The organism is Pseudomonas sp. MWU16-30316 (genome assembly GCF_020515645.1).
Lineage (GTDB): Bacteria > Pseudomonadota > Gammaproteobacteria > Pseudomonadales > Pseudomonadaceae > Aquipseudomonas > Aquipseudomonas cerasi.
Genome location: NZ_JAIZAZ010000006.1, coordinates 204,507 through 220,457 on the forward strand (window position 1 = coordinate 204,507; position 15,951 = coordinate 220,457).

The 15,951-nt window shown below is 58.9% G+C and carries 12 protein-coding genes and 1 pseudogene; 5 read left to right on the top strand and 8 right to left on the bottom strand.

What is annotated here, in order from left to right:
- Nucleotides 1–192: 192 nt before the first annotated feature.
- Nucleotides 193–915, bottom strand: a complete 723-nt coding sequence (locus LCH65_RS19740) for a haloacid dehalogenase type II (protein WP_096106943.1) — start codon at nucleotides 913–915, stop codon at nucleotides 193–195.
- A gap of 156 nt (nucleotides 916–1,071) precedes the next feature.
- Between LCH65_RS19740 and LCH65_RS19745 the strand changes: the two genes are divergently transcribed.
- Complete coding sequence (locus LCH65_RS19745; RefSeq protein ID WP_187809613.1) at nucleotides 1,072–2,067, top strand: aldo/keto reductase; 996 nt, start codon at nucleotides 1,072–1,074, stop codon at nucleotides 2,065–2,067.
- A 265-nt stretch (nucleotides 2,068–2,332) separates the two neighbouring features.
- On the top strand, nucleotides 2,333–3,973 hold the full coding sequence (locus LCH65_RS19750) for a methyl-accepting chemotaxis protein (RefSeq protein WP_054081153.1): 1,641 nt from the start codon (nucleotides 2,333–2,335) through the stop codon (nucleotides 3,971–3,973).
- A 62-nt stretch (nucleotides 3,974–4,035) separates the two neighbouring features.
- Here the strand turns inward: LCH65_RS19750 and LCH65_RS19755 are convergent, their stop codons facing one another.
- From LCH65_RS19755 to LCH65_RS19775, 5 genes are all read right to left on the bottom strand, one after another.
- Nucleotides 4,036–5,235 carry an MFS transporter gene (locus LCH65_RS19755; protein ID WP_074807960.1) on the bottom strand — a complete coding sequence of 400 codons (1,200 nt, stop codon included), beginning with the start codon at nucleotides 5,233–5,235 and terminating at the stop codon, nucleotides 4,036–4,038.
- 260 nt (nucleotides 5,236–5,495) lie between these two features.
- Nucleotides 5,496–6,788, bottom strand: coding sequence for a sorbosone dehydrogenase family protein (locus LCH65_RS19760; RefSeq protein WP_003368608.1), 1,293 nt, complete (start codon nucleotides 6,786–6,788; stop codon nucleotides 5,496–5,498).
- A complete protein-coding gene (locus LCH65_RS19765; RefSeq protein ID WP_003368607.1) occupies nucleotides 6,785–7,213 on the bottom strand; it encodes a DUF2231 domain-containing protein in 429 nt (142 codons plus the stop codon). The genes LCH65_RS19760 and LCH65_RS19765 overlap by 4 nt, the downstream gene beginning before the upstream one ends.
- 146 nt (nucleotides 7,214–7,359) lie before the next feature.
- Nucleotides 7,360–7,503 (bottom strand): DUF2256 domain-containing protein, encoded by a 144-nt coding sequence (locus LCH65_RS19770; RefSeq protein ID WP_003368606.1) that lies wholly within the window; start codon nucleotides 7,501–7,503, stop codon nucleotides 7,360–7,362.
- On the bottom strand, nucleotides 7,500–9,059 hold the full coding sequence (locus LCH65_RS19775; protein WP_080266360.1) for a cryptochrome/photolyase family protein: 1,560 nt from the start codon (nucleotides 9,057–9,059) through the stop codon (nucleotides 7,500–7,502). Before LCH65_RS19775 ends, LCH65_RS19770 begins: the two co-directional genes overlap by 4 nt.
- 234 nt (nucleotides 9,060–9,293) lie before the next feature.
- Between LCH65_RS19775 and LCH65_RS19780 the strand changes: the two genes are divergently transcribed.
- Complete coding sequence (locus tag LCH65_RS19780) at nucleotides 9,294–11,447, top strand: TonB-dependent siderophore receptor (protein ID WP_003368604.1); 2,154 nt, start codon at nucleotides 9,294–9,296, stop codon at nucleotides 11,445–11,447.
- A gap of 50 nt (nucleotides 11,448–11,497) precedes the next feature.
- On the opposite strand, the pseudogene LCH65_RS19785 reads toward LCH65_RS19780, so the two are convergent.
- Nucleotides 11,498–11,701 (bottom strand): annotated as a pseudogene (locus LCH65_RS19785) (ArsR family transcriptional regulator); the annotation flags it as partial.
- Nucleotides 11,702–12,097: 396 nt separating this feature from the next.
- Here LCH65_RS19785 and LCH65_RS19790 point away from each other — a divergent pair.
- Nucleotides 12,098–12,346, top strand: a complete 249-nt coding sequence (locus LCH65_RS19790) for a hypothetical protein (RefSeq protein ID WP_002552767.1) — start codon at nucleotides 12,098–12,100, stop codon at nucleotides 12,344–12,346.
- A 59-nt stretch (nucleotides 12,347–12,405) separates the two neighbouring features.
- Nucleotides 12,406–15,096: a glycoside hydrolase family 3 C-terminal domain-containing protein gene (locus LCH65_RS19795; protein WP_226439750.1), complete on the top strand. Its 2,691-nt coding sequence runs from the start codon at nucleotides 12,406–12,408 to the stop codon at nucleotides 15,094–15,096.
- Nucleotides 15,097–15,183: 87 nt separating this feature from the next.
- Here LCH65_RS19795 and LCH65_RS19800 read toward each other — a convergent pair whose 3' ends face one another.
- Nucleotides 15,184–15,837, bottom strand: coding sequence for a TetR/AcrR family transcriptional regulator (locus LCH65_RS19800; protein ID WP_003368599.1), 654 nt, complete (start codon nucleotides 15,835–15,837; stop codon nucleotides 15,184–15,186).
- Nucleotides 15,838–15,951 lie beyond the last annotated feature (114 nt).

Sequence of the window (15,951 nt, forward strand, 5' to 3'; positions counted from 1 at the left end):
TGGGTTTTTGGCCCTGGGCGCCGGGGATAATAACCACGATTTTCGGCGATGAGGCAAACAAAAAGTTACAAACCGCGAAAGTGTCCGTCAAACGGCACTGCTGTCCAGGCGGGAGAGCGGTTTGAAATTTCAGCGTCCGGCGGCGACTTTTCCCGGCGCGCAATGCACTGGCGCAACCCACTAACAGGCGCTTCAGCAATCGAGCGCGTCAGCCGCTTCGGTCAGGGAATCGACGATCACGTCCCAGTCCTGTTCGGCGGTCAGGTCAGATGTCTGGCCTGGCCCGTGCTCGGCGGGGCGTCGGACGAAAACGGTCTTGAAGCCATTCGCACGTGCGGCAGTCAGGTCGGCGTTATGCGCAGCCACCATGGCGACGCAATGCGGCGCCAGGCCCACTGCTTTTGCAGACTTCAGGTAGGTCTGGGGCATCGGTTTGTAGGTGCCGGCGATCTCCGCGCCGACGATGACGTCCCAGGGCAGTCCGCCGAATTTAGCCAGGTTGAGCATTCCGGCGATGTGTCCGTTCGATAGCGTACCGATCGAGAATCTGCGCTTTAATCGGGTCAGGCCTGCGACCGAGTCAGGCCATGGATCGAGCCGCTCCCAGGCCTTGTTCAGCTCGGCGAGCTCGGCCCCGGGGATGCTGCCGAAATCCACCTCGTGGCGCGCCAGCACGGTTTCGAGACTCTCACGGTTGAGCACATCGAGTGTCACGTAGGGGCGCTCACCCGCACGCACGCGCTGCATGGAAGGTTGATACAGGCTCCGCCACTGATCGGCAAAATCAAGGGGATCGATGTCCACGCCATGCCGCTGCAGAAAGGGCGCCGCGGCCCGCGCCACGCCGTTTCGCCAGTCGACAACGGTGCCGAATACATCGAAACCGAGAAACCCTATCTGTTCCAGCCTGGCCATATTGCTCTCCCGAATCGTGCACAGTCGCTTATAGTTCTACAGAATTAGAACTATAGAACCAATCGCGCCAAAGAGCGTTGTTTCGGGCAGGCATTGCCCCATCTGTAAACGCAAAACTGCTCGGCGACTGATCAATCAACGGTAGATGGAGGATTCATGGACTACGTAAAGCTTGGCAACACAGGACTGGATATTTCCAGACTGTGCCTTGGATGCATGACATTCGGCGAGCCCGATGCCGGAACGCACCCTTGGACACTGGGCGAAGAAGCAAGCAAGCCGATCATCAAACACGCCGTCGAGCAAGGCATCAATTTTTTTGACACGGCCAACAGCTACTCGGCAGGCACCTCGGAAACCATCGTTGGTAAATTGCTCAAAGAGTTCACGCGTCGCGACGAGACCGTGATCGCAACGAAGGTGTTCTTTCCGGCGAACATGTGGGAAGGCTCGACCCGCCCTAACGAAAAGGGCCTCTCGCGCAAGGCCATCATGTCCAGTATAGACGCGAGCCTGACGCGACTCGGCACCGACTACGTTGACCTGTACCAGATCCATCGCTGGGACTATGACACGCCCATCGAAGAAACCATGGAAGCCCTGCACGATGTGGTCAAGGCCGGCAAGGCCAGGTACATCGGCGCGTCCTCCATGTACGCATGGCAGTTCGCCAAAGCCCAGCAGGTCGCAACCGCGCATGGCTGGAGCAGGTTCGTCTCGATGCAGAACTACCTGAACCTGGTGTATCGCGAAGAAGAGCGCGAGATGATCCCGCTGTGTATCGATCAGGGTGTCGGCCTGATGCCGTGGAGCCCGATGGCACGCGGCAGGCTGACCAGGCCCCATGGTCAGCAGACCGAGCGGACCAGAACCGACGTTTCCGGCCAGTCGTTTTACGAGGCGACGGAAAAGGAAGACGGTCGAGTGATCGATGCCGTGGAACAGCTTGCCGCAGAGCGCGGGGTACCGATGGCGCAAATCGCACTGGCTTGGGTGTTGGCCAAACGCGGTGTATCAGCGCCCATCGTCGGTGCTTCCAAGGCGACGCAGCTGGACGATGCCATCGCAGCACTCCAACTGGTGCTCAGTGATGAGGACATCAAACGCCTCGAGGCACCGTACGTGCCCCATGCAGTGACCGGTTTCGTCTGACCGGCGCTGCAGAACCCCGGGACCGGCGAATGGCGTGAGCCTCGCCGGTTACCTGTTGGAGACTGCGACCACGAATACCCGTAAAGAACGCACCGCAGCTTTCGTAACTGTCACACCGTTCTGAAATAACACCTGTCTATGTCACTGTACGCAAATATCTATTAGTCAGTCAGTCGACTGGGCGGTATCGTCAGGCCATTCTGAATAAAGGCTCTTTGCCATTATTTAATTCGACTTTTTCTCTTGCCTCTTTCGGGTTCATTTCATGAAAAATCAGGTTTCTCTGGCTACGCGCATCGGCTTGGGATTTGCCGCTGTCGTCTCGCTGCTCATCTTGATCACAGCCGTTGGCATTCAGCGGGTCGGGTTCATCGACAGCACCCTGGAAGACGTAGGCGAAAATGCCGCCAAGGTACAGCGCTATGCGATCAACTTCCGGGGAAGCGTGCACAATCGTGCAATCGCTTTGCGCGATGCCGTGCTGGTCAACAACGATCAGGACCTGGCGCTGCATCTGGCAGAGATGACCCGTCTTGAAAAGGACTATGTCGACTCGGCTGTACCGATGGAGCAGTTGTTCGCCAAGCAGAATATAAGTGCCGAGGAGCGCCAATTGCTGCGTGGCATCAAGGAAATCGAACAGCAAACGCTCGGCTCTACCAAGAGCGTGATTGCCTTGCGCCGTGCCGGAGACATCGCCGGTGCCCAGGCCCTTTTGCTGAGCCAGACCTCCGGCGACTACAGCGAATGGCTGAAGCGTATCAACGCGCTCATCGACCATGAGGAAGCCTCGATCAGGGTTCAGCTGGATAATGTGCAGGCGACCGCCAGCCAGTTCCGTGGCCTGATGCTGCTGGCCACTGCGTTCGCTGTACTGCTGAGCATTGCGCTGTCGGCGTTCATCATTCGCTTCGTGAAAAAGACGCTGGGCGCGGAGCCTGTCGACGTTGCCGAGGCCATTCGCCGACTGGCTGCGGGCGATCTGCAGCAAACCATCACCACAGCGTATCCCGACAGCGTCATGGGTGTGCTGAAAACGGCGCTGAGCCGTCTTTCGGAAACCATTACCGAAGTGCGAATGGCCGCTCAGGAGGTCAGCCAGTCCTCTACCGTGCTGTCGGCAGCCTCCTCCGCCAACAACATCCAGATCATGGTGCAGACCCGTGAAGCCGAACAGGTGGCCACTGCGATCAGTGAAATGGCCGCGACGGTCAGTGAAGTCTCGGGCTACGCAGCACAGGCCGCAGATGCTGCGCGCTTGGCTGACAGTGAGGTGGCGAACGGCAACAGCCTCGTCGAAGGTACGACCACCGCCATCGAACAACTGGCGGCCACGCTGACTGAAACCACCAGCACCGTGGAGCAGGTGTCACGGCACGGCGAGCAGATCGAAACGGTGATCGAGGTGATCAACTCGATTGCCTCGCAAACCAACCTGCTGGCGCTCAACGCAGCCATTGAGGCCGCCCGCGCGGGCGAGCATGGCAGAGGTTTTGCAGTCGTGGCCGATGAGGTTCGTTCGCTGGCCAATCGCACCCAGCTGTCGACCCAGGAGATTCAAAACATGATCAGCACGCTGCAGGGTGGTACTGAAACCGCGGCACAAAACATGCGCGACAGCTGTGAACTGGTCAATCGCGCCGTGGAGCAGACACGCAATGCCCAAAGCGCCCTGTCGAGAATCAATCAGGAAGTGAGTGCGATCAATCACATGAACGCGCAGATCGCCAGCGCTTCGGTTCAACAGAGCTCAGTGGCAGAAGACGTTGCGATGAACATCACCAGCATCCACGACTCGACACTCAAATCCGCCAATGGATCGCAGCAGGTGGCTACCGCCAGCGAGGAGCTGGCACAGCTTGCGGATCGCCTGACCCGCAAGGTCGCGTTTTTCAAGGCAGGCTGAGGGTGCAATGAGGTATCGCGACGATGCATTCGGCATCGCCGCGGTATTCCGCTATCGGCAGATCAGTCTGTGCAACTGACCGGTCTTGAGCTGCGCATCGCCAGCATCACGGTGAGCATGGACAGCGCGGCACACACCGCGCCGATCACGATGGCAGCGGTGAAGCCGGCCCGACCGGACGCCACGCCGCCAATGAACGCCCCGCCGCCAATCGACAGATTCACCACACAGACCAGCAGCGCCTGAACACCTTCCACGCGATCATTGGAGGCTTCGAAACACCAGATCTGCGTGGTGATGGGGATCATCCCGAAAGCGAACCCCCAGACCAGAATCACCGGCCAGAGCAGCCACGGGTTGCCGACGAACATCAGCAGCGCAGTCAGCGAACCCAGCATCAGCAGAGTCATGATCAGCACCGAGGACGGCGCACTTCTGGCCGCCAGGGCTCCACCGGCCAGATTGCCTGCAACCGCCGCCAGGCCGAACGCGAAAAGCAATGCCCCCAGGGCCTGGCCCTGAATATGCGCGAATTCCTGCACGAAGGGCGCGAGGTAAGTGTACGCCGCGAAGTGCCCCACATAGATCAACAGTGCGGCAGCGAACATTCGACGAATGCGCTGCTCGCCAGCCAATGACAGCATCTGGCTGATGCCGGCAGAACGCTCGCCCGGCAACGCAGGCAGGAAGAATGCGATCAACAACCCCACTGCCACCGTGACCACTGCCGCTGCTTCAAATGCCGCCCGCCAGCCGAAGGCTTCACCGATCAACGTACCGGCCGGAATCCCGGCGACGGTGCCGATCGAGACGCCGGCCAGCACATAGGCGGTAGCCTTGACGCCCTCCTTGCCGGGCCTCAAACGAGGCCCGAGCGAACCGGCAATCGTCCAGAATCCGCCCAGCGCGAAGCCGAGCAGGACCCTGCCCGCAAGGGTCAGCAAGAAGTGCGTGGACAGCGCGACGATCAGGTTGGATGCCAGCAATATCGACAACAGCCCGAGCAACAGGCGCTTGCGGTCGACATGACTGAACAGGGCAATACAGGACGGTGCCGAAATGGCCGCGAGGACGCCGGGGACGGCCATCATCAAGCCTGTCTGGCTGATGCTGGTTCCCAGGTCGTGAGCGATATCGGGCAGCAGCCCGACCGGCAGAAATTCAGTGGTGACGGTGGCGAACGACCCAAGCGATACGCTACCAACGGCCCACCATGAAGCGGGTTTTGTTTCTACGTTTCCAGCGGTTTCAAAGCGACTCACAGCGGTTCCAGAATTCGGGAATGTCAGCGACCAGCCACTCAGGCCAGCGCGTGGATGCGGCCAACCCTAACGTGTAAGCCCGTATCGAAGCCACCTTGCGAAAGAATTTTGTGTGGATGACGCGAGGTAAGCCCAGCCAGGACTGGCCATCAGGCCGATGCTCTGCGTCGAGGTTGCATGGTTGACGCAGAGCTTCACGAACGGCGTTCCCAAGCAGAGCTTGGGAACGATCACTCAACAACGACCCCAGGCCATGTGACCTACTTGTTGCGGGTCACTCTCCAGACGGTGTTTGCCAGGTCGTCGGCGATGATGAGTGCGCCTTTCGGATCAACTGTCACGCCCACTGGACGGCCACGAGTCTTGCCGTCAGCTCCGCGGAAACCGGTTGCGAAATCCACAGGCTCGCCGGCAGGACGTCCATTGCTGAACGGCACAAAGATCACCTTGTAACCCACCGGGTTATCACGGTTCCAGCTGCCGTGCTCGCCAACGAACACGCCGTCGGCAAACTTGTCGCCCATGGCCGGGATCGAGAACGACACGCCCAGTGCGGCGACGTGCGAACCAAGGCTGTAATCAGGCTTGATCGCCGCAGCGACTTTGGCCGGGTTCTGTGGCTGGGCACGCGTGTCGACATTCTGGCCCCAATAGCTGTAAGGCCAGCCGTAGAACGCGCCCTCCTTCACCGAGGTCAGGTAATCCGGAACCAGATCAGGCCCCAGCTCGTCACGCTCGTTGACCACCGTCCACAACTGCCCGGTGCCCGGTTGAATCGCCAGTGCCGTCGGGTTGCGCAGACCGGTCGCATAAGGCTTGTGCGCACCAGTGGCGGCATCGATCTGCCAGACCATCGCCCGATCGATCTCGACCTCCATGCCGCGCTCGGTCACGTTGCTGTTCGAGCCGATGCCGACATACAGGTAGCGGCCATCAGGGCTTGCCGTCAGCGACTTGGTCCAGTGGTGGTTGATCGCCGCAGGCAAATCGGTGACCTTGGTCGGCTCACCGCTGGCCTTGGTCTGACCTTCCTGATAATCGAAGCTGACCAGCGCATCCTGGTTGGCCACGTACAGCTTGCCGTTCGCGAAGGCCAGGCCATAGGGCGCATTCAGGTTCTCGGCAAAGACCGTTTTCAGCTCATACTTGCCGTCGCCGTCCGCGTCCCGCAACAGTGTCAGACGATTACCGCTCTTGACCTTGGTGTTGCCCTGGGCCTTGATGACGCTGGCAATCACGTCTTTGGGTTTGAGCTTGGCGGCGCTGCCGCCGCGCCCTTCGGCAACGATAATGTCGCCATTGGGCAAAACGATGGACTGACGTGGAATATTCAGATCACTGGCAATCGCCGTGATACTGAAACCCTCAGGCACGGCAGGCTTCTGATCGCCCCAAGCCGTCGGTTCGGCAATCTTCATGCTCGGCAACAGGCCACGTTGCGGGTCCGGCAACTTCGGGTCCGGTCCGCGCGCCTGAGTGCTGTCGGCTTCACCACCGCAGGCGCTCAGCAGCAGCGCCATGCTCAATGCAGTCAATGCGTGGATATTTCTCATTCTGCACCTCCGGAACGCAGGCTGGTGAGCCCGGTCCACGTCGCAACGCAGGCCAGAACAGTAACAATGACCGACAGGATCAAGCCAGACGGCATAACCGCCCAGGCGTCTTTCGCGTGCTCGAAGGCATTGACCAGACCCAGCACCCAGGTAACCAGCAACAACAGGAAGTACACCACGGGACGACCGGCCTTGTGATCGGCGCGAACCAGATTAACCAGCGCAAACAGCAACGCCAGCCCGCAGAACAACAGGCCTCCGGCGATCAGCCAGGCGGCAAAGTTGCTCCACTGAACCTGAAAGGTCTGGTAATAGGCAATATCACTCAGCAAGCCGCCGAGAAACAAAGGCACGGTTCCGGCAAGCAAGGTCGCATGTAGCGGGCCTGGCGTGTAGCGGTAGACGGGATGGGTGGTTACGGTCATGACGGCTCCTTTTCGTTCGGCGACCCAGGATCAAAACTCAGCGCGGATGCGCTGGCAGGTCGGGGTCGCGCTGAATGCGCATAAGGAATGATCGTGCTGACCAAGCGATAGTTCAGCGCTTTTCATTTCGAAATATTTTGAAAACGCTATTGGCTTGCAGTGCGCTTGTTTCGCCGGCAACGCTCAGAGCAATAAAGCACCTCATCCCAGCAACGCGCCCACTTCTTGCGCCAGGTAAACGGCAGCCCGCAGACCGCACAGGTTTTGACCGGCAACTCACTCTTTTTCAAAGCGCCTCTCCGGCATCCAGTCTGGCCAGCAAGTGCTCGCCGCGCTCCCAGAGCGCCTTTTGCTTGGGCTCAGCCATGCGATCAAGGTTTTTATAGATAATCGCCATGCGCTGATTGCGACGTAACAGGTCGCCATGACGCATCAGGAAATGCCAGTAGAGCGCATTGAACGGGCAGGCATCCTCAGTGGTGCTTTCAGTGACCTTGTACGCACAGCCGCGGCAATAGTCAGACATGCGTTTTATGTACTGACCGCTGGCGCAATAAGGTTTGGAGCCCAGATAGCCGCCATCCGCATGCATGACCATGCCCAGCGTATTGGGCAGCTCGACCCAGTCGAAGGCGTCCATGTAGATCGCCAGGTACCACTCGCAGATCTGCTCCGGCACGATGCCGGCAAGCAAGGCAAAGTTGCCGGTCACCATCAGACGCTGAATATGGTGGGCGTAGGCATGCTTCAGGCTCTGGCCAATGGCCTGACTCATGCAATTCATCTTCGTTTCGCCGGTCCAGTAAAACTCGGGCAGCGGCCGGCTGTTACCGAACAGATTACCGCCCGCGTAATCGGGCATTTTCAACCAATAGACGCCACGCACATACTCACGCCAGCCGATCAGTTGGCGAATGAAACCTTCGGCGGCATTCAGCCCCACCCTGCCCGACCAGTACGCGGATTCAACGTCACTGCACACCTGGCGTAAATCCAGCAGCCCGATGTTCAGCGCCGCGCTGATCCGGGCATGAAACAGAAAAGGCTCACCAGTGGCCATGGCGTCCTGATAATCGCCGAAACCGGCCAGGCCGTAATCAAGAAAGTATTCCCATAGCGCTTGAGCATCGACGTGCGTAACCGGATAGTCGAAATCATCCAGCGAGCCATAATGGCTGGCAAAGCGCTCACCTACCAGCTCCAGTACCTGGCAGGTGATGGTGTCGGCGGAAAAGCGCAGCGGATATGGCGCTGCCACGCCCTTGGGCAGCGCCTTGCGGTTCTCGGCATCAAAGTTCCAGGCACCACCGACCGGCGTACCGTCGCCGTTCAACAGCAGCCTGCTTTTGCGGCGCATCTCCCTATAGAAGAACTCCATGCGCAACTGCTTCTTGCCGTGCGCCCACGACGAGAACTCGTCACGGGAACAGAGAAAGCGCGTATCGGCGTGCCACTGGATGGGCAACCCGCAGTCCTTGATCGACTGCTCCAGACGCCAGTCGCCGCACTCGGTGATGTGCAGCTCTTCTGCTCGCAACAGGGCCTGCCAGCGCTGTAACTCCCCCGGCACCGAGCCTGTGTTCTGCGGATCATCGAGCATGACGTACTGCACCCGAACACCACGCTCACGCAGCGCCTCGGCAAAATGACGCATGGCGCTGAAGATCAGCACAATCTTCTGCGGATGATGCGGCACATGACTCGCCTCTTCCATGACCTCGACCATCAGGACCGTGTCGCGCTCGGGGATCAGCCCCGCCAAGGATGCGAGATCGAAGGAAAGCTGATCGCCGAGGATCAGGTGGAGACGAGGGGCTTGGGTCAATGGAAGAGGCTCCGCAGTCATAAAAACTTGTACCAATGTAATTTCATGTACAAGATTTTCATAGCGCTTCTCGATGGAATACCCATCAGCCCCTTAAGACGACACACGCCCGACCTCAATGTGGAATGTGAAAATTTTGTTAACTATTTGTTCGCAGTGTCTTTTTCTGTGGGAAACAACCTGTCACACTAATGCGAACCATTATCAACACTATTATCATCCTGCCATGGAGGGCATCGAGGGAGTGTCGGGTCCATGTCGGGGCAACAATCACAACGCAGTAATCGTTTCACACCGGGTCTGCTGGCCATGGGCATCTGGGCTGCCACCACGCAGGCAGCCTTTGCCGCTGAGGAACAGCCCGCCACGACTATGGAACTGGGCGCCACGCAGATCAGCAGTGATCAACTTGGCTCCACCACCGAAGGCAGTCAGTCCTACACCACCGGCCCGATGCAGACCGCGACCAAGTTGCCGCTGACCATTCGTGAAACGCCGCAGGCCGTGACGGTCGTCACCCGTCAGCGCATGGACGATCAGGCCATGACCAGCATCAATGATGTGGTCAGGTACACGCCCGGTCTGTTCCTTGATCAGTCCAGCGGCCCCGGTCGGCAAACCTACACGTCGCGCGGTTTCGACATCGACAACATCATGTACGACGGCCTGCCCGCCTCGTACTCGGGCTACACGGCAGGCGTTCAACCCAATCTGGCCATGTTCGATCATGTCGAGGTGATCAGGGGTGCGACTGGCCTGGCGACAGGGTCTGGCAATCCTTCGGCAGCGATCAATATGGTGCGCAAGCGCCCTACCGCCGTGCCACAGGTCACCCTCACCGGCACGGTCGGGAGCTGGGACGATTACCGTGGCGTGTTTGACGCGTCCGGCCCACTGAACGACAGCCGCACGGTTCGCGGCCGGATAGTCGGTTCCTACCAGGATGCCAATAGCTTCCGCGACAAGGAAAAGAGCGATCACGGCGTGTTCTACGGGGTGGTCGAAGCCGATCTGAGCGACGCGACGACCGCCACCCTGGGCCTGTCTCGTCAGGAAGATCAGACCAACTACTTCTGGGGCGGCCTGCCCCTCGGCGTCGATGGTCACCACCTGAACCTGCCGCGCTCCACCTATTCCGGCTCGGATTGGGAAAACAAGAAAATCCAGATAGACACCGTGTTCGGTGAGCTGGAGCACCGTTTCGACAATGACTGGAAACTGCGCGTAGCAGGCTCGAGCTCGTCGCTGGAGGGCCTGTTTTCGGGCACCTATCTGTCTCGCTACAACGGCCCGCTGGAAACCACGGCCTACCAGTCGAGGCCGGAAGAGAAGCAGACCGCCTTCGATGTCTACGCCAGTGGACCGGTCGAAGCCTTCGGCCGCACTCATGAAGTGGTGGTCGGCACCAGCCGGCGCGTATACGACCAGACCAGCAAGGAGTACAGCCCTTACGACACTGGTCTGCCCATCGGCGCGCCAAAGCCGGACTTCGTCCGCGATGGCAAGACGCACAGCATCGCCACTCAGGACGCAGTCTATCTCACCACACGCCTGAGCCTGGCCGATCCGCTGACCCTGATCCTCGGCGGCCGTCTGGACTGGTACGACTACGATGACCGCGCCGGCGATGAAGACTACAAAGTCACCCGTAATCTGACGCGCTACGCAGGGCTGATCTATAAGCTGGATGAACACCACTCGCTGTACACCAGCTACACCGATGTCTTTCAGCCGCAGAGCGCACAGGACCTGTCCGGCAAGGTGCTCAAGCCGGTGGTCGGCGAAAACTATGAAGTCGGTATCAAGGGTGAATACTTCAACGGCGCCCTCAATACCTCCCTGGCGGTGTTCCAGATCGACCAGAAAAACCTCAAGACCCAGTCACCGACCCAGGCGGGCTGCGCGGTCCTGACCTGTTACGACGCTGCCGGTCTGGTACGCAGTCAGGGCGTCGAGATGGAAGTGCAAGGCGCGCTGACCGAGAACTGGCAAGTCGGCGCAGGCTACACCTACGCCCGCACCCACTACCTCAAGGACGCCGATCCGACGAAAAAGAACCAGCGTTTCGACACCGATACGCCCGAGCATCTGTTCAAGGTGTCGACGGTCTATCGCCTGCAGGGCGCACTGGAGAAAATGCGTGTTGGCGGCAACGTCTACTGGCAGAGCCGCATGTATAACGACATCGCACTCACCGATGGCAGCTATCGCCTGGAACAGGGCAGCTATGCCGTCGCCGACCTGATGGCGGGGTATCAGGTGAGCAAGAACCTCGACCTGCAACTGAACGCCAACAACATCTTCGACCGCACCTACTACACGGCAATTGGCGCAAGCTCGGTATGGGGCTCCACCGACGTGTACGGCAACCCGCGCAGCTATGCGTTGACGGCCAAGTACAGCTTCTGAACCTGAGCCACGCTGCTACCGGGCATGCTCGGTAGCGGCGTGGTTACGCCTTACACCCCAAACGCCTTCGCCATCCCGCCCGCCCCTTTGGGCGTCAGCTTCAACGCTCTGGAATCCAGATGGCGGCTTACCCAGCCACGCTTGAGCATCAGTTCCAGCAGCGCCGCCCCCAGAGCGCCACTAATGTGCAGGGTGCGTTCACTCCAGTCCAGGCAGATATAGACGCTCTTCGACAGCGTCCGGACTTTATTCAACGGGCCTGACAGCGACGTGATGATACTGGCACTCACTGCCAGTATTCAGGCGTCAGCACTACTTGCGCTTATCAGCACGCCACCGCATGAAAAGCCAGAGAAAACCAAAAAACAGAGCGTCCACTCTGCTTTTTAAAAAGATGATTAATCCCTAAAAAATCAAAAAATACCCAATTATATTGTCGTAAAATTTATTAATTTGGAATTAAAACAACGTAAATACCAAATATACGATACTAGAATTTAACACTTCTCGACTATATAAAATTTAATTCGTGTATTTTACCTTTCAGCAATTTTCTGTTTGTCACGCACGCCTTGAATGAACTGTCAGCGGCCCTGAGCTGCCGACTTGCCTGTCTGCCTGTTTCATATTTCTGTTTGGAGATTCTCCCGATGGCCAGCCCCCTGCTGCCTGTTGTTGCCACTTTACTGATGTCCCTTGCCGCCCTGCCGGTGTCTGCCGCTGACAGGCAGAACCCGCTGCCATCCACGTCGAGCGAGCGCCGCGCAGAAGTCGATGCTCAGCGTGAGCAGATCACCGGTGCCGACGCTGCCGTACAGAAAACGCCCAATGGCGCGCAAACGGTGGTGGATGCGCCGATCGACACTGCTGACGCCCCTGCCGGCAATGAAGACCACTGAGTGACCCACTGACTGCAACCGATCAACCTATGAATGACGTAAGGAATAACTCCGTGTCCATGATCAAACAAGGCCTGGGCCTGAGCCTGTTGGCGCTCGGTATCGCCCAGGCAGGCAGCGTATTCGCTGTCACGCCGATGACCGGCAATGAAGTGGAAGCGCGCGTAGGCGCGATGCTGGACAACATGACGCAATCGGAAAAAATCAATTTTTCGCGCGTTGACGACGGCCGCATGATTCCGAAGCTGGACAAGTTCAACCTGCAGGGCACGGTCGCCTATGATTCGGCGATGGGCGTGCTGGTCGGCGGCAAGACGTTCGGCGCGCAGTACCCTTCCCCGTCAGCACTTGCGGCCACCTGGAGCATCAATCGCGCCAAGGAATTCGGTCTGGCCATCGGCTACGAAACCCGCATCGCGGGTGGGCAGCAGATGCTGTCACCAGCCATCAATCTGTACCGCACGCCGTTCAACGGCCGGGCGGCTGAGTACATGAGCGGGGAAGATCCGTTTCTCGGCGCAGTACTGGCACCGGCAGTCACCAACGGTATCCAGGTTCAAGGCATCCAGGCGGCCGCCAAGCATTACCTGATGAACGAGCAGGAAGCGAACCGTCATTATCTGGATGTGAAGATCGACGAACGAGCGATGCAGGAGCTGTACCTGCCGGGCTTCGAGTCGCTGGTCAAGAACGCCAATATTGCCTCGGTCATGTGTGGCTACAACAAGATCAACGGCGAGTACGCGTGTGAAAATCATCACCTCATCACCGATATCCTGAAAGGCCAGTGGGGCTTTCAAGGTAACGTCATGAGCGATTTCAACTCGGTTCAGGACGCCTTCAAGGGTGCCTGGGCAGGCACCGATATCGACATGCCCAGCGGCCTTCAGTTTACTGAAGCCAAACTGCTGCCTTATGTCTGGAATGGTCAGTTGCACCAGAGCGTGATCGACGACAAGGTGCGCAGGAACCTGAGAGCGCTGGTCAGCTACGGCTTTGACAAGGGGATCAACAAGGCGCAGCCACTGGAGCATCGTGAATACGGGCAATTGGCGGCCTTGAACGTGGCCCGCGAATCGATCGTCCTGCTGCGCAACGAGCCCGTGGACGGTCAGAAACCTCTCCTGCCATTGCCGAGAAACGCAAGGATTGCCGTGATTGGCGACATGGCCATGCAGCCGCCGACCGCGCCGTTCGGTACTGCCTATTCGGCACCGGCCAGCTATGTCACCGAAGTGAGCGGACTCAAGCAACTGGCGTCTGACCCGTCCAATGTGGACTACCTGCCACAGATGAGCCTCAACCCCAAATCGTCGGTCTGGTATCAGCCAGGCAGTGACCAACAGGCGATCAGCAATACCGGCGTAAAAGCCGAGTATTACGCCAACACCTCGCTGTCCGGCGACCCGGTGGCAACCCGCATCGAACCGGGCGTCAACCTGGACTGGATTACCAATACCAACGTCACTGATTACGGCAGCAGCGCGGTCAATGGCTACAGCCCTTCAGCCGGCTCGTTCTCGGCCCGTTTCACTGGCAAGATCAAACCGACGATCACCGGTCCCCAGGTGTTCAAGGTCCGCGCGGACGGTGCCTGTAAACTCTGGATCAATGATGAACTGGTGCTCGAGGACGAGGGCTCGCAAGTCTCGTTCGACCTGATTCCAGTGGTTCCGCGGACGGTTAAAACCGTGAACCTCAAGGCTGGCAGCGAATACAACGTGCGCCTCGAATACCGCCGGCTCAAGGGCAACTTCACCCCGGTACTGGGCGGCATGAACGGCGTGCAGATGAGCTGGGCAGCGTTGCGTCCACCGAAGAACCTGGGGGATTACGACGCTGTCGTGGTAGCCGCCGGCAATAACTTCGAATACGAGGGTGAGTCGCTTGATCGTCCGTTCGAACTGCCGCAATTTCAGTCCGAGCTGATCGGTTTCATTCAGAAAGCCAACCCGAAAACCATCGTGGTGCTGCACGGTGGCGGTGGCATGGACATGCAACCGTGGGCTGACAAGGTAGCGGCGTCTCTGCATGCCTGGTATCCAGGGCAACAGGGCGGCCAGGCACTGGCTGAAATCCTGTTCGGCAAGGTCAATCCATCGGGCAAGCTGCCGATCACGCTGGACAAGAAGGCGCAGGACAATCCGAGCTATGCGTCGTACTCGAACCCGGTGCCGTACTATTTCAGCAGCCCTAACCCGCCTGTCGAGATGAGCTATAGCGAAGGCCTGTACCTGGGCTATCGCGGTTACGACAAGAAGCACACCAAACCGCTCTACCCATTCGGCTTCGGGCTTTCGTATACCACTTACGCGTACAGCGATCTGAAGCTGTCGAGCAACGTGCTGGCACCGGGTGCGACCATTCAAGCGTCGTTCAAGGTTACCAACACGGGTGACAAGGCCGGTTTTGAAGTGGCTCAGTTGTACGTGCAGCCTTCCAAGCCGCTGGTTGATCGTCCAGAAAAAGAGCTGAAGGGCTTTTCCAAGGTTTACCTGAAGCCTGGCGAAAGCAAGACCGTGACCATTGCCCTGGACTCGCGCTCGTTCGCTTACTACTCAGCCAACTCGGTGAGCTGGAACGTTGACCCTGGCAAGTTCAAGGTGCTGGTGGGCAAGGACTCGGAAAACCTGACGCTCGACCGCACGGTTGTAGCGCTGTACCCGGAGCAATTGACCACTCGCGACTCCAACCCGCTGCCGATCCCCCTGCGCAAGGCCGTACAGGTCAAGGCAGAACAGGCTTACTAAGCCACATTCATCCCAGGCAACATTCACATGCCAAAGGCATCGGTGGTCGACAGGACCACCGATGCCTGCCTGGCAAATGCCCGCAACTCAGCGTGCAGCCAGATCCCGCGCCAGTCGTTCGAGAAACCTGGCAAACCCCGCCTCTATCTGCACATCCCCTGGCGATCGAAGCCATTGAATCTGCATGCCATCCATCATGGCGGCTATCTCCAGGCTGATCTGCCTTGCGTCAACATCCGCTCGAATTTCGCCTGCCTCGACCAGCAACTTCAGGTGCGCCTGAAGATGGCCGTGCACGATCGCGAAACGCTCGCTGAACCAGCGGTGTGCAGGATGCGTCACCGAGAGACTTTCAGTGTTGATGATCATCAGCGCCTGGCTGACCGCGGCGTCTTCGATACTGAAACTCAGGACCTGCTTCAGAAACGACAGGAACCCATCCAGAGAAGCGACCTGATCGGCATCCTGCAGCCTGGCGGCAATGTACTGGTCGCGATGTTCGAGAACGGCTTGCAGCAGCACCAGTTTGGTCGGGAAGTGGTGCAGCAGGCCGACCTGGGAGAGACCTGCCACCTTGGCAATGTTGGTCAGCGAGGCGCCGGCATACCCATCCCGAGCGAAGAGGGTCATGGCCGCCTTGATGATTTCGGCCTTGCGTACCTCGCCCTTGGGCAGGCGACGCTTGGCTGCGGGCTGCTTGGCTGCAGCGGGTGTACCGGAACTGTTTGCATCGATGGACATACGAAGGGCACGTTTCGCATAACGAAAGGGTAAATCCTAGCATGCGCTCCGCAGAACCCCTGAAAAAAGGCTGACCCGCAAGCACAATTCGCATCAGGTCATGAGCAATGTGCG